The organism is Nitrospirota bacterium, assembly GCA_040755395.1.
In the GTDB taxonomy this organism is placed as follows: domain Bacteria; phylum Nitrospirota; class Nitrospiria; order Nitrospirales; family Nitrospiraceae; genus DATLZU01.
Genome location: JBFMAX010000028.1, coordinates 1 through 17,536, shown reverse-complemented (window position 1 = coordinate 17,536; position 17,536 = coordinate 1). Strand labels below are relative to the sequence as shown.

The 17,536-nt window shown below is 61.5% G+C and carries 13 protein-coding genes; 4 read left to right on the top strand and 9 right to left on the bottom strand.

The window, feature by feature from the left end:
* The first annotated feature begins 119 nt into the window (after window positions 1-119).
* The 3 genes from AB1555_19745 to AB1555_19735 all read left to right on the top strand — a co-directional run bounded on the left by AB1555_19745 (window position 120) and on the right by AB1555_19735 (window position 4,703).
* Window positions 120-3,332, top strand: coding sequence for an RHS repeat-associated core domain-containing protein (locus AB1555_19745; GenBank protein MEW6248918.1), 3,213 nt, complete (start codon window positions 120-122; stop codon window positions 3,330-3,332).
* 170 nt (window positions 3,333-3,502) lie between these two features.
* Window positions 3,503-3,979: an ankyrin repeat domain-containing protein gene (locus AB1555_19740; GenBank protein MEW6248917.1), complete on the top strand. Its 477-nt coding sequence runs from the start codon at window positions 3,503-3,505 to the stop codon at window positions 3,977-3,979.
* A 214-nt stretch (window positions 3,980-4,193) separates the two neighbouring features.
* The gene (locus tag AB1555_19735; GenBank protein MEW6248916.1) at window positions 4,194-4,703 is read left to right on the top strand and encodes a transposase; all 510 of its coding nucleotides are present in this window, start codon (window positions 4,194-4,196) and stop codon (window positions 4,701-4,703) included.
* Between the two features lie 69 nt (window positions 4,704-4,772).
* Here AB1555_19735 and AB1555_19730 read toward each other — a convergent pair whose 3' ends face one another.
* From AB1555_19730 to AB1555_19695, 8 genes are all read right to left on the bottom strand, one after another.
* On the bottom strand, window positions 4,773-5,498 hold the full coding sequence (locus tag AB1555_19730; protein MEW6248915.1) for a helix-turn-helix transcriptional regulator: 726 nt from the start codon (window positions 5,496-5,498) through the stop codon (window positions 4,773-4,775).
* Entirely contained in the window at window positions 5,495-6,505 is a 1,011-nt protein-coding gene (locus AB1555_19725) for a LysM peptidoglycan-binding domain-containing protein (protein MEW6248914.1), read from the bottom strand. The genes AB1555_19730 and AB1555_19725 overlap by 4 nt, the downstream gene beginning before the upstream one ends.
* 289 nt (window positions 6,506-6,794) lie before the next feature.
* Complete coding sequence (locus AB1555_19720; protein MEW6248913.1) at window positions 6,795-7,163, bottom strand: type II secretion system protein; 369 nt, start codon at window positions 7,161-7,163, stop codon at window positions 6,795-6,797.
* Window positions 7,164-7,276: 113 nt separating this feature from the next.
* Window positions 7,277-9,760, bottom strand: coding sequence for a secretin N-terminal domain-containing protein (locus AB1555_19715; protein ID MEW6248912.1), 2,484 nt, complete (start codon window positions 9,758-9,760; stop codon window positions 7,277-7,279).
* Window positions 9,761-9,783: 23 nt separating this feature from the next.
* A complete protein-coding gene (locus AB1555_19710) occupies window positions 9,784-11,214 on the bottom strand; it encodes a hypothetical protein (GenBank protein MEW6248911.1) in 1,431 nt (476 codons plus the stop codon).
* Between the two features lie 49 nt (window positions 11,215-11,263).
* A complete protein-coding gene (locus tag AB1555_19705; protein MEW6248910.1) occupies window positions 11,264-12,499 on the bottom strand; it encodes a hypothetical protein in 1,236 nt (411 codons plus the stop codon).
* Window positions 12,500-12,545: 46 nt separating this feature from the next.
* A complete protein-coding gene (locus AB1555_19700; protein ID MEW6248909.1) occupies window positions 12,546-13,757 on the bottom strand; it encodes a hypothetical protein in 1,212 nt (403 codons plus the stop codon).
* Window positions 13,758-13,787: 30 nt separating this feature from the next.
* The gene (locus AB1555_19695) at window positions 13,788-14,747 is read right to left on the bottom strand and encodes an IPT/TIG domain-containing protein (GenBank protein MEW6248908.1); all 960 of its coding nucleotides are present in this window, start codon (window positions 14,745-14,747) and stop codon (window positions 13,788-13,790) included.
* 95 nt (window positions 14,748-14,842) lie between these two features.
* Here AB1555_19695 and AB1555_19690 point away from each other — a divergent pair, with 95 nt between their 5' ends.
* Window positions 14,843-15,745: an integrase core domain-containing protein gene (locus AB1555_19690; protein ID MEW6248907.1), complete on the top strand. Its 903-nt coding sequence runs from the start codon at window positions 14,843-14,845 to the stop codon at window positions 15,743-15,745.
* 168 nt (window positions 15,746-15,913) lie between these two features.
* On the opposite strand, the gene AB1555_19685 is transcribed toward AB1555_19690, so the two are convergent.
* Window positions 15,914-17,536 (bottom strand): RHS repeat-associated core domain-containing protein (locus AB1555_19685; GenBank protein ID MEW6248906.1); only part of this gene is annotated, 1,623 nt, incomplete at its 5' end.

The following is a 17,536-nucleotide window of genomic DNA, read 5'->3' as shown; positions in this document are numbered from 1 at the left end:
GCCTAGGACCAACGATCTCGGGTCGACCCGACCCAGAGGTCGGACAAAACATCAACCACTTAGCCCCAGGAGGGGGGGGAATTTCAGATGAAAGAAAAGGGTCCCTTTTCAGATGAAAGTTGACACGGGGGAACACGACGACGATCACCTACGATACCGACACCAACACCTTCCCCCTGACCGTGACCAACCCCCTCGGGCACGTGACCACGACGGCCTACTACGGCGTCAATGGGGTGGCGACGGACTTCGGCCTGTATGGCCAGGTCAAGAGTGTCACCGATGCCAACAACCAGACCGTCACGACCAAGTACGATGCGTTGGGCCGCAAGACCGAAGTAACCCAGCCCACCGCCACCGGCATCTTTACCACTACGCTCGCCTATGTGAACTGGGGCCAAGGGATCGGCACCGACCCGGCGACGAAGCAACACGTCTACACCACGAATTCCCTCAGCCTCTCATCTTGGACTTTCTTCGATGGCCTGGGGCGGACCATCAGCAAGCACCGCACGGGGCCGGGCGGCGGAGCGGGGCCCAAGATCATCGTGGACACCCAGTACGACACCCGCGGGGCGGTGTGGAAGATGAGCCTCCCCTACTTCACCGGCGGGAGCCCCAGTTGGCGCACGCTGACCTATGATCCACTGGGCCGGGTGCTGCAGGTGACGCATCCCGACGGCACGACCAGCAAGAGCTGTCACAGCGACTGGATCACGGTCAGTCTGGAGCCGGATGGGGACCGGAAGCGGGAGACCAAGGATGCCTATGGACGGGTCATCAGGATCGACGAATACAACACGACGTTCACCACCTGCGACACAAGCATCGGCACGCCCTACGCCACGACGACCTATCAGTATGACGTGCTGGGCAACCTGCGGTTCGTCACCGATGCCAAGGGCAATCAGAGCGAGATGCAGTACGACACGCTCGCCCGCAAGACCTTCATGCATGACCCCGATATGGGGAACTGGACCTACGAGTACGATGCGGCGGGCAATCTCACCAAGCAGACGGATGCCAAAGGCCAAATGCTCTTGTTCCAATACGATGAACTCAATCGCCGACGGCAGAAGGACTATGCGACCCAGAAGACGCTCGGCAGCGGCGACGTGGTCTATACCTACGACGGGACGACCGACAACCGGAAAGGCCGACTGCAGAAAGTGCAGGATGCCTCAGGGATCGTCGAGTTCCGCTACGACCCGCTCGGGCGGATCACCCGCACGGACAAAACCCTCGACAGCACCACCTACATTACCGAAAGCACCTATGACGGGCTGGGACGGCTGACAAGTGTCAAGTATCCCACGAGTCCGGCGAAGACGGTCGAGTACCTCTATGCCGGGCCTTGGCTCGACCAGATCAAGGACAAGCCGGGCGACGGCACGACGACCTACGTGACTTATGCGGGCTACAACCCGCTGGGCCAGCCCGGCACGGCCACCTTTGGCAACGGCGTCGTGACCACGTACACCTATGCGAACAGCGGGAACAGCACCTGCCCGCAACAGAATTTCCGGCCCTGCACGACCAAGACCCAGAAAGGCACTGACCCAGCCTATCAGGATCTGCGCTATCTGTTCTATCCGGGCGGGAACGTCCAGACAATCGTGGATGCCGTCCATGGCAATCAGGACTTCAGCTATGACGTACTCGATCGGCTCATCCTGGCCACTGGGCTCTACGGCAGCGGCGGAGCCACGGCCACGCTCTCGTATGACTACGATCAGATCGGCAATCTCATCTTCAATTCCCAGGTGGGTGACTACCGGTATCCGGCTTCAGGCGCGAGCAGCGTACGCCCGCATGCCGTGTGCGCCACGGGGACCGGGGTAACGAACTGCTCCCAAGGGACAACCTACACCTACGACGCCAACGGCAATCTCACCAGCGGCGGCGGGCGGACGATCAGCTACAACTTCGAGAACAAGCCGACGAGCATCACCAGCGTTGGGCAAACGACCCAGTTCGTCTACGATGGCGATGGTGGGCGAGTAAAGAAGATCGTGGGCACGACCACGATCCGCTACATCGGCAAGCTCTACGAGTGCGAGAACACGAGCTGCACGCGGTTTATCTTTGCGGGGAACCAACGCATTGCGACGGTGGCGAGCAACGGCGCCGTCCACTACTGGCATCCAGACCATCTCGGCTCCAGCAGCGTCATCACCGACAGCACCGGCGCCCAGGTCCAGGCGGTCACCTATTACCCGTATGGCGCTACACGGTCGAACACAAGCCCGAACAATCCGGCTGTCAATGTCCCCTACAAGTACACGGGGAAGGAGTTGGATGAGACCGGGCTGTACTTCTACGAAGCCCGCTATTACGATCCAACGCTCGGCCGGTTCATCTCAGCAGACACGCTCGTCCCGAATCCCCGCGACCCGCAGGACCTCAATCGCTACACCTACGCCGGGAACAATCCCCTCCGCTACACCGATCCGACGGGGCACTTCAGGCTGAACTTTGGGAAGTTCTTCCGCCGGGCCTTCGGCGATGTGGGGACAGCCATTGTGGGGGTGGCCATTCAGTTTGGAGTGCCCTATGTAGGGCCTCTCGCGGGCACGGCCATCCTGACTCAGTCCCGGACCGGTCGCTATGTGTTGGCGGGAGAGATCATTGCCGCCACCACAGCAGTCGCGTTTGCCTGTCCAGCCTGTTCGCCGGGCGTCGTCGCGGCCGCCAAGGGCGCGTTGGTGGGCGAAGTGATCACGGGCGGATTCGGTGGGTACAGCGCAGCCCGATCTGGCGGGGACATCAGTCAGGGAGTCCTCTTTGGCGTCGCGGCCGGCGGCCTGGCCGGCGGGGCAGCCGGCTACACCTCGTGGGCGTTTCCTGTATCGACGTTGGGCAAGTTCGCCTGGTCGGCAGAATATCTCCTTGATCTCGGGGCCTTTGTCGGTGCCCACGCGCTGGCTGGCGCGGGTGTGGGTGTGGCCAGCGGGGCCACGACAGGGTATGCTAGCGGGGCAGGAGATTGGGAGGCAATCCTGACAGGTAGCTACCGGGGGGCAGCCATTGGAGCTGCGCTGGGCACTGTGCTGGCCGGTGCGGAGTATCATTTCCGAGATTTCGCTTTGCCAGGTTTACATCCAGCCGTTGACGCAAGATCACATAGGTTACTAGGGATATTTGCAGCGAACGGTGTCCTTGCGTTTGCTGAGACTTCGGCTTTAGCCGTCGGATCAGGCCTTGAACTGACACAAGGAACTCTCTCACGATTTGTGGGAGCCGAGGTTGAAAAACAACTGCGAAAAGGAGTGAAAGGCCATTGCACTGTGCCATTGGAGGGAGGTCTTAACTGTGGAACCGGGTTACCCTGAGGCCAGAGAGCCCATCGGGATAGAAGAAACCACCCTTGCATGGCGACAGACACACGATGAACATCCATGTTGCTTGTACACCATTGCATGGGTGGCTTCAATGTGAAATGCCTGACACTGCACATCAGCATTATAGGATGATTCAAAACACGCATACAGTAGGGTTGCACATGAGAATGCAGGCCTTTGCCTTCGCGCTGGTTCTTTCTGCCTGCACCTCTGGTTACTTGCCCAGTGATCCATTCCTGAACGCGGCCCGCAACGGACAAACCAACAAAGTGACTCGATACCTCGATCAGGGAGTGGACATTAACTTAAGGGGCGAATATGGAGAAACAGCGCTGATGTTTGCCGCCAGTCATGGTCGGCTTGACACGGTACGCGCTCTTTTGTCGAAGGGAGCGGATGTCAATGCTAAGAACCAAAATGGTGGGACCGCTTTGATGGGAGCCTGCAGTTCAAGGTTTTTTTCCGCTGCAGTAGTTAGTGAACTCTTAGATAACGGGGCTGATATCAACGCAAGAGCCAGCGATGGGGTAACGGCTCTCATGCTGGCTGTGTTGGCGAATCGACTCGATGCTGCTGAATTGCTGATCGCAAGAGGGGCACATGTCAATCTGAAAGCGGATAACGGCGCGAAGGACTAAAGGGGTCGGGAGTCTTTTCTTGACACGCTGCTAGGGTTGGACTACGAGGGCGTATGCCTCGCCGCCCGCGCATCGCCACCGGTGGCCTTGCCTATCACGTGCTGAACCGGCGTGTGGGACGTTTGCCGCTGTTTGAGAAGCCGGCCGACTACGCTGCGTTCGAGAAGATCTTGCAGGAAGCCCACACGCAGACTCGCCTTCGGATTGCCGCCTATTGTCTGATGCCGAACACTGGCATCTGCTGCTCTGGCCTCGGCAGGATGGCGAACTATCGGAGATCGTGCGGTGGATTACGGTTACGCATACCCGGCGCTGGCATGCGCCTCGGAATACCGCTGGGACAGGTCCGGTGTATCAGGGCCGCTTCAAGTCCTTTCCGGTGCAGACCGACGCGCATTTCCTGACGGTCGCACGCTATGTGGAGAGCAATGCCCGGCGGGCGAAGCTGGTCACGCGGGCGGAGGACTGGCCGTGGTCGAGTCTGTGGCGGCGGACGCAAGGGGATCCGAAGCTGGCCGCGTTTCTGTGGCCGGTGGAGCGACCTCAGAACTGGGTCGCATGCGTGAATCAGGCGGAGACGGCGACGGAACTCGAAGCGCTGCGGACAAACGTGCAGCGAGGACGGCCGTTCGGGACGGAGGCCTGGGTCGCGCGGACCGCGAAGCGATTAGGCCTGGAATCCACGCTCCGGCCATGCGGCCGGCCCAAGGCTCTTGAGAAATGACTCCCGACCCCTTTTTACGACCCTTTTTACGACGACCCCTTTTTACGACCCCCACAACAAACTCTGGGCTTAACTGCTAGGAAGAGTCGATTTCGCGCTGCCGTTGGCTCCGCTCACGAATGCACGCCCCTTTTCTTGCGTCATCGACACTCGTGCGTGACCCAGCACCCGTACAAGGACGCCGGTGCGGGTGGTCGCGCCGGTTTTCAACATAATCCGCTTGAAGTGTTCTTTGACGGTATACTCGCTGATGCCCAGTTGAGCCGCAATTTCCTTGTTGGTCATGCCCTGCAGGAGATGAACCAGACAGGCTTGCTCTCGATGGCTCAGTCCGAAGGTGGCTTGCGCCGCCGACGTATCACCCTCATGTCGCGAGCCGGTCTGTTCCAACAGGCCGAGGATGAGGTAATGGTCCGGTTGTTGGGGTGACGCCGGGATGCCATGCAGCCGGGCGAGCATTACCGGCGCACTTGCGCCGAGGACTCGGGTCACCTGCACCCGTCCCCATGTCCGCGGGTCCGGATATTTCTTGAGAACCATCACCAGGTCTTGACACAACTGACCGAGTTCACGCGGCAGCCTACTCATCGCTCGGTGGTTCCCTTCCGTCCGATGCAAGTCACGAATCAGGCGGTCCGCCTCAGGATTCGCAAACAGGCAATCGAGCGTATGGTTCAGCACGACAATGCCCGGCTTCGGTCCCACCGCTCCTACGACACTGGCGACGGAGAGGGCGTGCTGCAGGGCGCTGTGAGCATCACCCCTGTCGGTCACTTCCCTGCCGTTGCTCTTCACGGCGCCACCTCGCCATCGCGGTTCTGGGGTGTGGGGATCACCAGCTCTTGTCCGACTACGAGTTGATCCCGACTCAGCCGATTCGCCTGTTTGATCGCCTCGACCGTCATCTTGTACTGTCGCGCCAAGCTCCACAATGTTTCGCCGGCCTGGACCGTGATATGACGGGGCTGAGGCGCCGAGACCATCGGTTCGCTGATCACATGAAGCGCGGGCTCAACGCCGGGGAAGCGGGTCGGAGCCGGTGTGGCAGACGGAAGAAGACTTGGATGTTTGGCGGCATTTTCTCTGGAGCCTGTCCCTCCAGGTTTGGTCGCGTCAGACGATTTCTTTTGCTTGACGGTGGGTTTGACCGCGCTTTGCATCAGGCCTTCCTTGACCTCCCCCAGTTCTTTGGTCAGCGCAAGCAGACTGTCGGTAAGCGCCTTGAACTGCTGCTCGTTCTTCGCCTGCCGGAGTTGGTCCCGTTCACTCCGCAACGTCGCGAGCTCGACTTGCCGAGCCTCCTGAGCCTGGCGCAATTCCCGCACAACTTGATGCGACTCCGCGTTCTCCTGCCGAAGCTGGTGCACCAGGCTCCGCAGTTCCTGAAGCTCTGCCTCCTTCTTCGCCGCGGCAATCCGCGTCGCCGCCATTTCGGCCCGGATCGTCGCGAGCTCGGCCTCGCGGTCGCGCACGATAGTAGCAGCACGAGTGTGTGCCTCCTGGGAACTGGGCCCGTACGAACTTGCACGAGTCCCGGAACACCCAGGCAGGAGAAACACAATCCCGACTGCACAGAGGAAGATCCTTTTGGGGACGCTGTGCAGTCGAGACCAGAAGTTGGGCACCATAGGAACGAGGTCTTTGTTCGCTTCGCTCGGATAGCGAGGCGTGTTGACGGTGTGCTGATCCGCCACTAGAATGAAGCCCACATGGGAACCTTCCACGTGAAATTCACGATTCGGAATCCAGTTCACCCAGAGCGATCTCTCCAACTCGAAGGGCTCGTGGACTCTGGTGCGCACTTTACGCAAGTTCCCAAGTCCTTCCTGGATCAGATCGGTGTCGTCCCTTTTGGAACGCGACGGGTTCAGTACGCGGACGGTACAATCGTATCCAAACCGGTGGCCTCAGCCGAAGTGCTTCTGAACGATGAAGTCGCTCCTACCGTAGTGCTCTGCGGAGAGGCTACCGATCTCATTCTGATTGGCGCGCTGACTCTTGAGAGCCTCAACCTCGGGATTGATCCAATTCGGAAAACCCTTATTCCTCTTATCGCGCCGCAAGCCTAATTCGTTTCCTTCCTCGAGACTCTCACCACTGGTTATAGGGCGTCCCGTCCTGTCCGACCAACGGGCTTCCGCTGTGCACATCCGCGATCCCGCTTTCCGTGGCATCCGGCAATTCCTGCCATGTGGCGGCCGACTTGGTGAACGGATCGACAGGCGTGGCTCTCAAATACCCGGCAGTGACCAGGTCTGCGAGCGACGGCGGATAGACGCCCTTGTCGGCGCGATACTGATCGATGACATCGCGCAACGTAAAGAGGGTTTGCTTCAGCGCCGTTTCCCGTGCCTTGATCACGGAGGCCTGAAAAGATGGCTGCGCCAAGGTGACCAAAATCCCAGCGATCGTCACCACCATCATCAGCTCGACGAGGGTGTAGCCTCTCTGACCAGGCACGGGGCGAGGGGCCAGGGGCCAGAGGTCTATCCACCTCTTAGCAGCTCTCCTTATGATGTTGCCGGTTCTCCTCACCCCACCACTCGCCCCGCGCCTCGCCCCTCTCGCCGTTCTTAGCGAATATGCACCATCGCCCGCTCGGTCACGGACGGTAAGGTCTGGCTGGCCGGGCCGGTCCCGGCCGTTGACTGGAGTGTGAGCGGAAAGTCTCCTGGACTCTTGGCCTGAAAGAAGAGTGTTGCCAACACGCTTTCTCCGGCAGCGGTCGACCCTTGCCGGCGCAATGTCAGAATCACCTGACCATCGGTGGCTCGGGCAGAGATCGCCGCCGCTCCCGGGTTGATCCGACGGAATTCCAGCGACCGCGGATCGTATGAGACCGTTACCAGCGACTCCGTGAGCCGATCGAGTTGCGGCGTCGTGAGATCCACGCGAAATTCCTGTCCCACCGAAGCTGACAGATCACCCGGGCGGAATGCCAGCGCCCCGGGGCCGCGCGCGGATACGGTTTTCTCACCCTCCCCTTTCTCCATCACGCGTTGGCTTGGGCCCGGCGACGGGCCCCCGGACGGCGGATTACTCCCCTCACTTCCTCTCCCCATTACCCGTTGCATTTCGCCGAGCAACGGGTCACCGGGGAGAGGACTCAGGTGAGGGGATACTTGAATGTCCGATGGCGCCGGGGCTGGCGTGGACTGAGCCGACTGAGAGGAGAGAGAGGCAAGGTGAGGGGTGTCTTGCGAGACATGGGCGGCTTGCGCCGCGAAGAGCTGCGTCGTCGCATAGTTGGTTTCAGTGCCGGACCAGAAGGCCTGCGTCGCGATCGGAGGCGCGCTGAGATTGCGGACGATATGCGGCGTGATGGTCAACACCACTTCGGTCGCGACTGTTTCCTGATTCGTTGACGTGAACAGGTTGCCGATAAGCGGAATATCGCCGAGAATCGGCAGCGTGGATCGCGTCTTCCGGTCTTCGTCTTGGATCAGCCCGGCCAGCACGACCGTCTCATCATCTTGCAGCATTAAAACCGTTTCCGCCGCCCGGGTGCCGAATTTGAACTGTTTGATCTCGGGGCTGGCCTGGAGCGTCACTTGATCTCCCAGCCGCGTGACCTCAACCTTGAGCTTCAGCGTCACTTCATCCACCAGATGCACCGTCGGCTCGACGGTGAGCTTGACACCAGTATCCTTGAACTCGATCGAGGTAACGGTCGAGGTTGTCGGGATCGCGCCCGTGGCAGCCTGTCCCGGCAGGACGTTGGTCGTCGAGAGGAGGATGGGCTGCTTGTCGCCGATGTTGATGGAAGCCGACTTGCCGTTGAGCACCCGCAGCTTGGGTGAGGCCAAGGTTTTTGCATCCGACTCCTGCTTGAAGAAATCAATCAGCACGCTGGCCGGCATGGTGAAGAGATAGCTGGCCGGTCCCAACGTCGTCAGTTGCTGATAGGTAAAGGTAGTGGGCGCGGTGGAGATGCCTCCCGTTGAGCCAGACAGAATCACGCCGGCCCCCGCCTGCTTGGCGAAGTTCAAGCCGTATTTCAGGCTCTTCGTCCGATTGACCTCCAGCACCTCGACGTCGAGCTCCACCTCCGGATCGCGCCGGTCGATGGTAAAGAGCAGCCGTTCGGCCAAATGGAGCTTCGCCGGGTCATCGCGCAGGATCACCGCGTTGACCTTCTCGTCCACGTAGACCTTCTTGCTCTCCAGCATCGTGCGGAGCAGATTGACCGCCTCTTTGGCTTTCGCGTTGGAGAGATAGAAGGTGCGGATCAGCAGGTCCTGATACTGCGCCTGCTTCTGTTTCGTGTTCGGCATGATCAGCAAGGTCTGAGGGGCGATTCGCTGGGCGACCAGGTTATTCGTGTTCAAAATCAAATTCAGCGCGTCGTCGAACGGCATATCTTTGAGAAAGACCGTCACCGGCTCGTCCCGGACCTCTTTGTCAAAGATCACGTTGACCCCGCCGGTGCGGGCCAGGATCTCAAACACTTCTTTCAGTTTGGCGTTCTGGAACCGCAGGGCGATCGGTTGACTGGAGCCGACGACAAGCTTGGCCGCCCGTTGCTGCTGAGTGATGGCGGTGATGCCATCCAGGGCCGGCGTCAGACTGGGATCGAGCTCGACGGCCTTCTCGTACGCACTCAACGCATCCTCGGTCCGCCCCAGGCTCTGGAGCTTGTCGCCGGCCTGCAATTGCGCGCGGGCCTCCTTCATGCGGACCGCATCTGCCACGGCTGCATGGTGTTCCGGCTGAGACGGATCCAAGCCCAGTGCCAGTTTCAATGCCCTGAGCGCGTCCGAGATACGGCGTTCTTCTAACGCCTGCACGCCGGCCTGGTAATGCAGCGCCGCCGCTCGCCGCTTCGCCTCTTCCAGCCGAGTTTTGAGCGGAGCATTGAAGGGATCGCGCTTGAGGGCCTCACGATACGAAGCGACCGCTTCGTCCCATCGGCCCTCCTCGGCATAGCGGGCCGCCAGCCGGACCTCAGGTGAGGTGCAGGCGGTCGAGAACAGAAGAACGAGCCACGCACCGGCGAGACCACGGGAGAGCCACTGGAAGGAAGAACGGAGGGGAAGACCCATGCCGTTGACGCCCATGTCCTGAGTCCGTGCCCGGCCCGCTACGGTGTGCGGGAACGAGCCTGCTCGAACGCCAGCGCAACCTGCTGCTGCTCGGCCGAGGAAAGCTCAGCCACAGGGATCTGCTTCCCGGACCGTAGGACGAGAGAGACGGAGGAGGGAGAGCCCGCCTCCGCCGCCACCATGACGCGGTCCACGGGTTCCCCTTCGATGGTGGGCAGCCAGGCCGCTACTTGATAGAAATCCACGGAGGCCATGAGGACATACACATGCCCGGGCGGGAGCCACACGGCAGCCGTGGCCGTCGAAGCGACGACGGAGCCGGTCGACCACGTGGTCGGAAAGAATTGCGGCTCTCCCCATTCCGGAACGATCTTCACGCGAAACTGGGTCGGCACCGGGACATTGTTTGCGATCAGGGTGACCGTGACTGGATTGGTGATACCCGCTGGGAGAGAGACGTCCGGTGTCGCATGGGATCCCGACGGAGAGGCCGGCACGGTCGTCCCTCCCACGGCGCTGATGGTCAGCATGGGCAGGTTCACCAGCGGAGGCGTGCTCGCCAGCGCCACTGGTCCGAGGGTAGACGAGACCGACGCCGCCGGAGAAACCGTGCCGGTCGTACAGGTCGTGCACTCGATCCGCACACGCCCATCATTGTTGCCCCCGTGCGCGCCGACACAGGATGGATTCCCACCGACGGCCTGGATCGAACCCAAATTCGTCACCTGCGGGGCTACGAGCCGGACCGCACCCCCGCTTCCCGCCCCGCCTCCGCCCCAGGTACAAGAGACATACCCCGCTCCGCCATTCGCGGTAATGGCGCCGGTACTTTGAATCGTAATTTGGGTGTTGGAGGCGATCACCACGGCCCCGCCGCCTCCGCCGCCTGGCGAACCGGTGGCCGACGTGCTGCCCGCGCCGCCTCCGCCGCCGGATCCTCCGAAGAGGGGGATCAGGGTCATAAAGGACCCTGAAGGACCATAGAATCCATCCCCCGCGAAGATGGCGGGTAACATGCCCGGACTACCCCCTCCCGGGCCTTGCCCACCTTTTCCGTCGGTCGGCGTCTGCCCACGCAGGCCCGCATCCCCGCCGTTGTACCCGCCTGGCCCGCCTTGCCGTCCCGCCAAAGGCCCCCAGTTGCCGCTGCTGACGCCGGCAACGGAATCCTCACCGTTGAGCCGGATGGTCCCGGCAATGCTGACGTCGCCCTGGGCCAGGATCGTCACCGGCGTATTGGCCGCATTGCGCTGGAAGGTCACGACGACGCCGGACGGAATGGAGACCGTCGTGTAGTTGAGAATGCCGTCGGAGGGAAGGGTGACGACCGTGTTCGACGCCGGCGCGAAGGCGCCCAGGGACCCCGTGCTCCCGGAATTGAAGGTTTGTGCGTCGGCAAGGGGCGCCATTCCCAAGACCGCCAGCGCGGCTAGGCCGCCAGACAACAGACACTGATGTCGTCGATTCATACGTTGGCTCTCCTCAGTCCATCCAGTTCCCTGTCATGCCTCTGGTCAGTTACGGGAGCGTGAAGTCGCTGTAGGCATTCAGGACGCTGACTCGCCCGAGCGGCAGCGTCACGCTGAAGGTGGCCGTCGAGCTGGCCAGGGTCCCGGTTGACGTCGCCGTGCTCACCACCGGCCCGAGACTAAACTGGGGGACATGTTTCAATTTGAACGTGGACCCGACTGGAATGTTGGTGCCTGTCACAACAACGGTGACGGGGTTCGTCGTTTCTGGCGGAAGCAGGACATCCGCCGTCGCGTAGCTCCCGGTGGTCGACGAGACCGCGACGCCAGCGATCGAGCTGATGGTCAGGGCCGGGACACTAGCCAACGGCGGCGTACTCAAGGTCGTCACCGGCCCACATACGGTGCTGATCGAAGGCGAGGACGTCGAGGGCACCACGCTCCCGGCGAATTCCATTTTGAAGGCTTCCAGCCGGACTCGTCCGCCTCCCGCTGCCGGGTTTCCTCCCGCGCCGCCGCTGACATCCAGCGTGCCCGTTCCCGCAATCTCCGGCGCGACGAGGCGTATCGCCCCACCGCTGCCGCCCCCGGCATAGACATAGCCCGGGGCTGCCCCGTTCCCTCCCTTGGCCGTGATGGTGCCGTTGACGGTGATCTTGGTGGAGGACGCGATCACGATGGCTCCGCCGCCTCCGCCGCCGGCGAGGCCCGATGTATTGATCGTGCCTTTGAAGCCGCCGCCGCCCGATCCTCCAAACAAGGGAATCAAGCTCACGAAGGTACTGGGTGGGCCATAGGTCCCGCCGGTCGACCCAAAGCCGCCGGACGTCGCGGCCCCACCACCCGGGCCCTGCCCATCCGCGGCATCATTGTTCGAGTTGCCACGGGCGCCGCTCTGCCCGCCGGCAAAGCCTCCGGGGCCGGGCAGGCCTCCTGCGTTCACCAGTGGCGTGGCCGCGTTCCCGGTTCCGGCCGTGCCATTGAGGTTCAGCGTCCCGCTGATGCTCACGTCACCCGTCGCGAGCAGCGTCACCGGCGTGTTGGTCGCATTCGGCTGGAAGCTGACCGTCACGCCGGCTGGGATGGTGACGGTGGTGTAATGCAGGATGCCGTCGGCAGGGAGTGCAATGGTGGTGTTGGAGGCGGGGGCCAATGCTCCCGATGCCCCCGTGCTGCCGCTGCTGAAGGCCTGGGCAAACACCTGGTTAGATCCACCCGACAGGAACACCGCGACCATCGTGAGGATAGTACACGTGATGGGCTTGTGGCTCGCATAGGATCTCATTGTGCACGACCTCATGATTCCATCGTCCGTTCCGCCTGTCGATCGACTACGGCAATGTGAAATCCGAATACGCATTCAGCACACTGACCTGTCCCACGGGTAAGGTGACGCTAAAGGTTGCGGTGGAGCTGGCGAAGGTCCCGGTCGAGGCGGCGGTCATCACCGTGGCTCCCGGTGTGAACTGCGGAATGTGCTTCAGCTTGAACGTGGAACCCGCGGGTAAATTGGTCCCGGTCACGACAACAGAAACGGGATTGGTCGTCCCCGGGGGCAAGCTGACATCAGCCGTGGAGTAACTGCCTCCAGTGGTGGCCGGAACGGTGACGCCGGCGATGGATGTAATCTGAATGGTCGGCAGGCTGGCGAGAGCGGGGACGCTCGCGGCTGTGACGGGACCACACGTCGTGCTGATGGAAGGCGCCGGGTTTTGTGGCCCATACGTCCCGGTGAAATTCATACGGAAGGCTTCCAGGCGCGTGCGCCCCACCGTCGGGCCGGGACTGCCCCCTGAGCCAGGACTGGTATCCAGGACTCCTGTTCCGGTGATCTCAGGAGCCACCAGCCGAATGGCACCTCCGCTGCCGGCACCGGCCGCATAGCCTCCAGCGGCCCCTCGCGCAAAAATCGTCCCATTGACGGTGATCTTGGTGGAGGACGCGATCACGATAGCTCCGCCCCCTCCCCCGCCCGAGGAACCCGAGACCGTGCTTTGCCCTGGATAACCCCCTCCGCCCGAACCGCCGAACAACGGCAGCAGGCTGACAAAGGTACTGGGAGCCCCGTAGCTGCCGCCTCCTCCATAAAACGAGGTGCTGGTGGATCCGGCCCCACCACCCGGGCCCTGCCCTGCGGAGGGCAGATTATTCGTGGAGCCCCGTGAGCCGCTTTGCCCGCCCTGAAAACCACCCGGTCCCCCCAATCCGCCTGCAACCACGGCAGGCCCAGAGGATGAATATCCACCGCCGGGGGAGCCGTCCACGTTGATCACGCCACTGATCAGCACATCGCCGGTGGCGAGCATAGTGACCGGCGTGTTGGCCGCATTGCGCTGAAATGTGACCGTGACGCCGGCCGGAATCGTAATGGTGGTGTAATTGAGAGTGCCATCAGCCGGGAGCGTAATCACCGTGTTGCTCGCCGGTGCCAGCGCCCCCAAAGCGCCGGTACTGCCGCTGGTGAAGGTCTGCGCGTCGGCCGGGCCGCTGAGAACAGCCGTGGCAAAGGTCCAGACCAGTGAGCTGAAGATGAACCATGTCATACGGGCCTCCACATCACAAGGTACGGAACATCACGGGAGCAGTTCGCTCACGGGCGGCGCCACCGTCATCGTGGGGCCGGACGGCGCCACCGTGGCCGGGGGCGACAAGAATTCGCTCGTCGGCGGAGCGACGGCGGACGTCGAACCGCTCGGGGCCATCGTCTGCGCCGGGAAGAACTCACTGACGGCCGGCGCCGTCGCCATGGTGGATCCTGAAGGAGTCCCCTTCGGGACATAGACGCTCACAGGGGACCTCGCATGGACATAACTGGATGCCGGCGTCGCGACGGTCACCACCACGGAACCGCTGTTAGCCGTGCCCAGCGGCGTGGTGACGGTAAAGGCATAGGCGCCCGGCGGGACGGTCGACAGGACCTGCAGCTTGACGGGCAACGAGGTGTCCGTCACGCCCGTGGCGATGGTGCCGGTAATACCTGAATGCGAAAACGTCACGCCGGTGGCTTTGGCGAGGTTGGTTCCTGAGATGGAGACGGTCGGCCTGGTGTTTTGGCCAACGGTGCCGGGAGTGATGCCGCTGATCGTCGGCGCGCCGAAAACGGTGAACGCTTGCGGACTATTGGCCGTCCCGTTGCTATTGGTCACGGACACCGTGCCGGTGGCGGCACCGCTGGGCACTGTGGCCACAATGGCATAGGTCGTCGAGGACACGACGGTCGCGGCAGTCCCGTTGAACGTGACCGTGTTGTTGGCCGGGGTGGGATCAAAGCCATACCCTTGGATCTTGACCTGGCTGCCGACGGCGCCTTTCGCAGGCAGCAGGACATAAATGCCGATACCGCCGGCGCCGGGTGTGAACCGGTCGATGCTCAACAGATTCCCCACGGCGTCATAGTTGTAAACGGCGGTGTTGCCGGCTTCATCCACGACAGTCGTCAGCCGGCCGAGGTCGTCATACGCATACTGCGCCTCGCCGGCTGGCAGCGGGCTGGGCAGCATGAATACCCAGGCCACCGCCAGACACAGCAGCAATGAAACGTTACGTCTCCCTTGTAACCGGCGCCGCCGCTCACGTATGAAAACAGGAATACGACTACTCATCTCTGGCATACCCACTGGTGATCCCGATGACGCTTCATAGACGCTGGCTGCTGGGCGCGGCCGTCCGGCTGTGGCAACTCCTGCAGCGCTGGTTGGCTCGCCTGTTGGCAAAGCCACGGTGGAGACGCACGAAACTCGCCAAGGCTCCTCGCCGCTTCCGTGCTCATCCAAAGCCGAAGTGGGTTCGTGAGGAGATCATTCGCCTGAAGGCCCTGATGCCGGAAGCCGGTTGCCGGACGATTGCCCATTGCTTTAACCGCCGCTGGGCCGGCCGCCGCCGGATGACCGTCGGCAAAACCTATGTCGCCGATACGATCCTCCGCGCACGACGGAAATTGAAACATCGGCTGCCCCGGCCCATTCCTCGTCATCTGATCTGGAGAATGGACTTGCTGACAACGACTGATGGGCACGGCCGCCAACACATCGTGCTGGCCATCCTGGATCATGCGAGCCGCGCCTGTTTGTGCGTGCAACGACTGACGGAGAAGTCGTCGCTGACGATCTGGCACCATCTCATCGCCGTGTGCCGTCAGTATGGCTTGCCGCGATTCCTGCGCACCGACAACGAAGCCGTCTTTACCTCGCAGCGTCTTCGCCTGGCCCTGCGCCTCCTGGGGATTCGCCTCCAACACAACGAGCCGGGATGCCCGTGGCAAAACGGGCGCGTCGAACGGCTCATCGGCACCGTGAAGCGGTTGCTGCTTCAGCAGCCCATCGAGGATGCCGCGTCGCTCGACCGGGCCCTGGCTTACACGCGGTCTGTTTACAATCATCTCCGGCCCCATCAGCATCTCCACGGTCAGACCCCTGCCGAGGTCTGGGCCGGGGTCGATGTGTTCATCCCGACGCCCCGGAGCCGACGTTGGTTGCGGCGCTGGGAACGGCAGTGGGGACGGGCTGCGGCGGAGTTTCATCGTCCAGGGTAGCGAAACGGAACAAGACGCATTATGAGCGAGCCGTCCGCGCTGCGAAGACCCGGCGCACGGGAGAACCGTGTCCGCTACCAGGGGAGCACCAGATATTTCAGAAAACACGTTCTTGCCGGTTGGCTTACTATGCATTTCTGCTCTCGAAAACCTTGTCATGACACCTGTTCAGCTCATCCGCTCGTCGAAAAACTCTCTTGCAAATCCCTGTCTCCCCATTGCGGACACGCGGACGGGACAATAAGCCTCCGAGGCTAGTGTCGAGCCCCCTTCAAGAACGAGTGCAGCTCCACCTTTGATGATGAGGCTTGCGAGAGTTGCACTAGTGTTCCAAGTGCTGGCCTTGTAGGCTAAGTCTGCATAATCTCCGTAGTTGTATTGCAAACAGGATTGAACACAGTTTGGACATTTGGCAGAGAGGCCAAACGGATCGATCTTCCCTATCGGCCCGTTAAAAACGTATGCATAAAGGTTCGCGTCGCCGCCGAGGAAACCGGCAGGATCTTCGCCTGCGAACCGTGCTTTCATGGGGTCGTAATGACGAGTTCGATAGTAGTACAGCCCGTTCCCATCACTTTCCCTACCAGTGTACTGGAACGAATTTGACGAAGCCCCTGTGATCGTCGTCTTCCCGAAAGCTTCATAGGTGTACGTCGTCTGTGCTGCTCCTGCGGCATCGGTGAGTACCAGCGTGTTCCCCAGTGCATCCGGGTGATAGAACTCATTCCCGCTTGACTGCTGTCGCACAAATGGCTCATCAATAGTCAAACTTCGCAGATATGTCGCCGTCGGCGTACTCCCGCTCAGTTCCGCCAACACGTCATCCCTGTCGTACCAGAATCCAATCGTGGTGCTATTGATCGTCTTGCTCGTTCGTCGGCCTAATCCGTCATACACAAAACTCGCACTCAGCCCCGGTCCACTGATCGCCGTCAACTGATTCCTGGCATTCCAGGTATAGGTCGTCGTGCCGCTCGCATCCGTGAACGATGTCAAGTTGCCGTTGTTGTCAAACACCAGGTTCGTCGATGCGCTATTGAACCGAATCTGTTCGTTTGCTGCGTCGTATTCCGTGTTGCTCACCGCTTGCGGGATCAACGTGGCGGCCGCATTCGCGCGTGTCAGCTTCGTGCGATTTCCAGCAGCATCGTTGACGTAGGTCAATGCTTCCACCGTCGTCGGCGTCTTCACGTGATCAATGGTGAGTAGCCGGTTCGCATTGTCGTAGCCATAACTGGTCACGACTCCATTCGGATATGTGAGGCTTGTTCTTCTTCCAGCATCGTCATAGTTCAACGTCACCGTCTGCGTGCCCTGCGTGACGGTCTTCAGCCGCGAGTTCTTGTCATAGGTGTAGGTCACATCGGTCTGGCCAGTCGCAGAAAGCTTGATCCGGCGGCCGATCTCGTCGTACTCGACGGTCACGGTCCCAGCGCTCGTGGTCTCTTGCACCCGCGGATGATGCCCGCCGCTGACCGTGTCGTAGGTCCAGGTGATGGTGCCGCCCACCGAATCGCTGACACTCGTGAGCCGCCCAATCGCGTCATAGCCGAAGGTCACGGACGAATCGGGGTAGGTCGCTCCGGTTCTCCGGTTCAACGAATCATAGGTAAAGCTGGCGACCTGGCTCTTGCGGTCCGTAAATTTGGTGAGATTCCCCACCACATCGTACTGATAGCTTTCCGTCCGATTCAGCGCATCCGTCCGCGTCTTCAGCCGGTCCATCTCGTCGTACGTGTAGGTTGTCGTCTGGTTCTTGGCATCGGTTACGGTGAGGAGATTGCCGTTGTA

Coding starts and splice junctions, on each gene's coding strand:
- AB1555_19700 (MEW6248909.1), bottom strand. CDS start 13,757: ATGACATGGTTCATCTTCAGCTCACTGGTCTGGACCTTTGCCACGGCT.
- AB1555_19705 (MEW6248910.1), bottom strand. CDS start 12,499: ATGAGATCCTATGCGAGCCACAAGCCCATCACGTGTACTATCCTCACG.
- AB1555_19690 (MEW6248907.1), top strand. CDS start 14,843: ATGACGCTTCATAGACGCTGGCTGCTGGGCGCGGCCGTCCGGCTGTGG.
- AB1555_19740 (MEW6248917.1), top strand. CDS start 3,503: ATGAGAATGCAGGCCTTTGCCTTCGCGCTGGTTCTTTCTGCCTGCACC.
- AB1555_19710 (MEW6248911.1), bottom strand. CDS start 11,214: ATGAATCGACGACATCAGTGTCTGTTGTCTGGCGGCCTAGCCGCGCTG.
- AB1555_19715 (MEW6248912.1), bottom strand. CDS start 9,760: ATGGGCGTCAACGGCATGGGTCTTCCCCTCCGTTCTTCCTTCCAGTGG.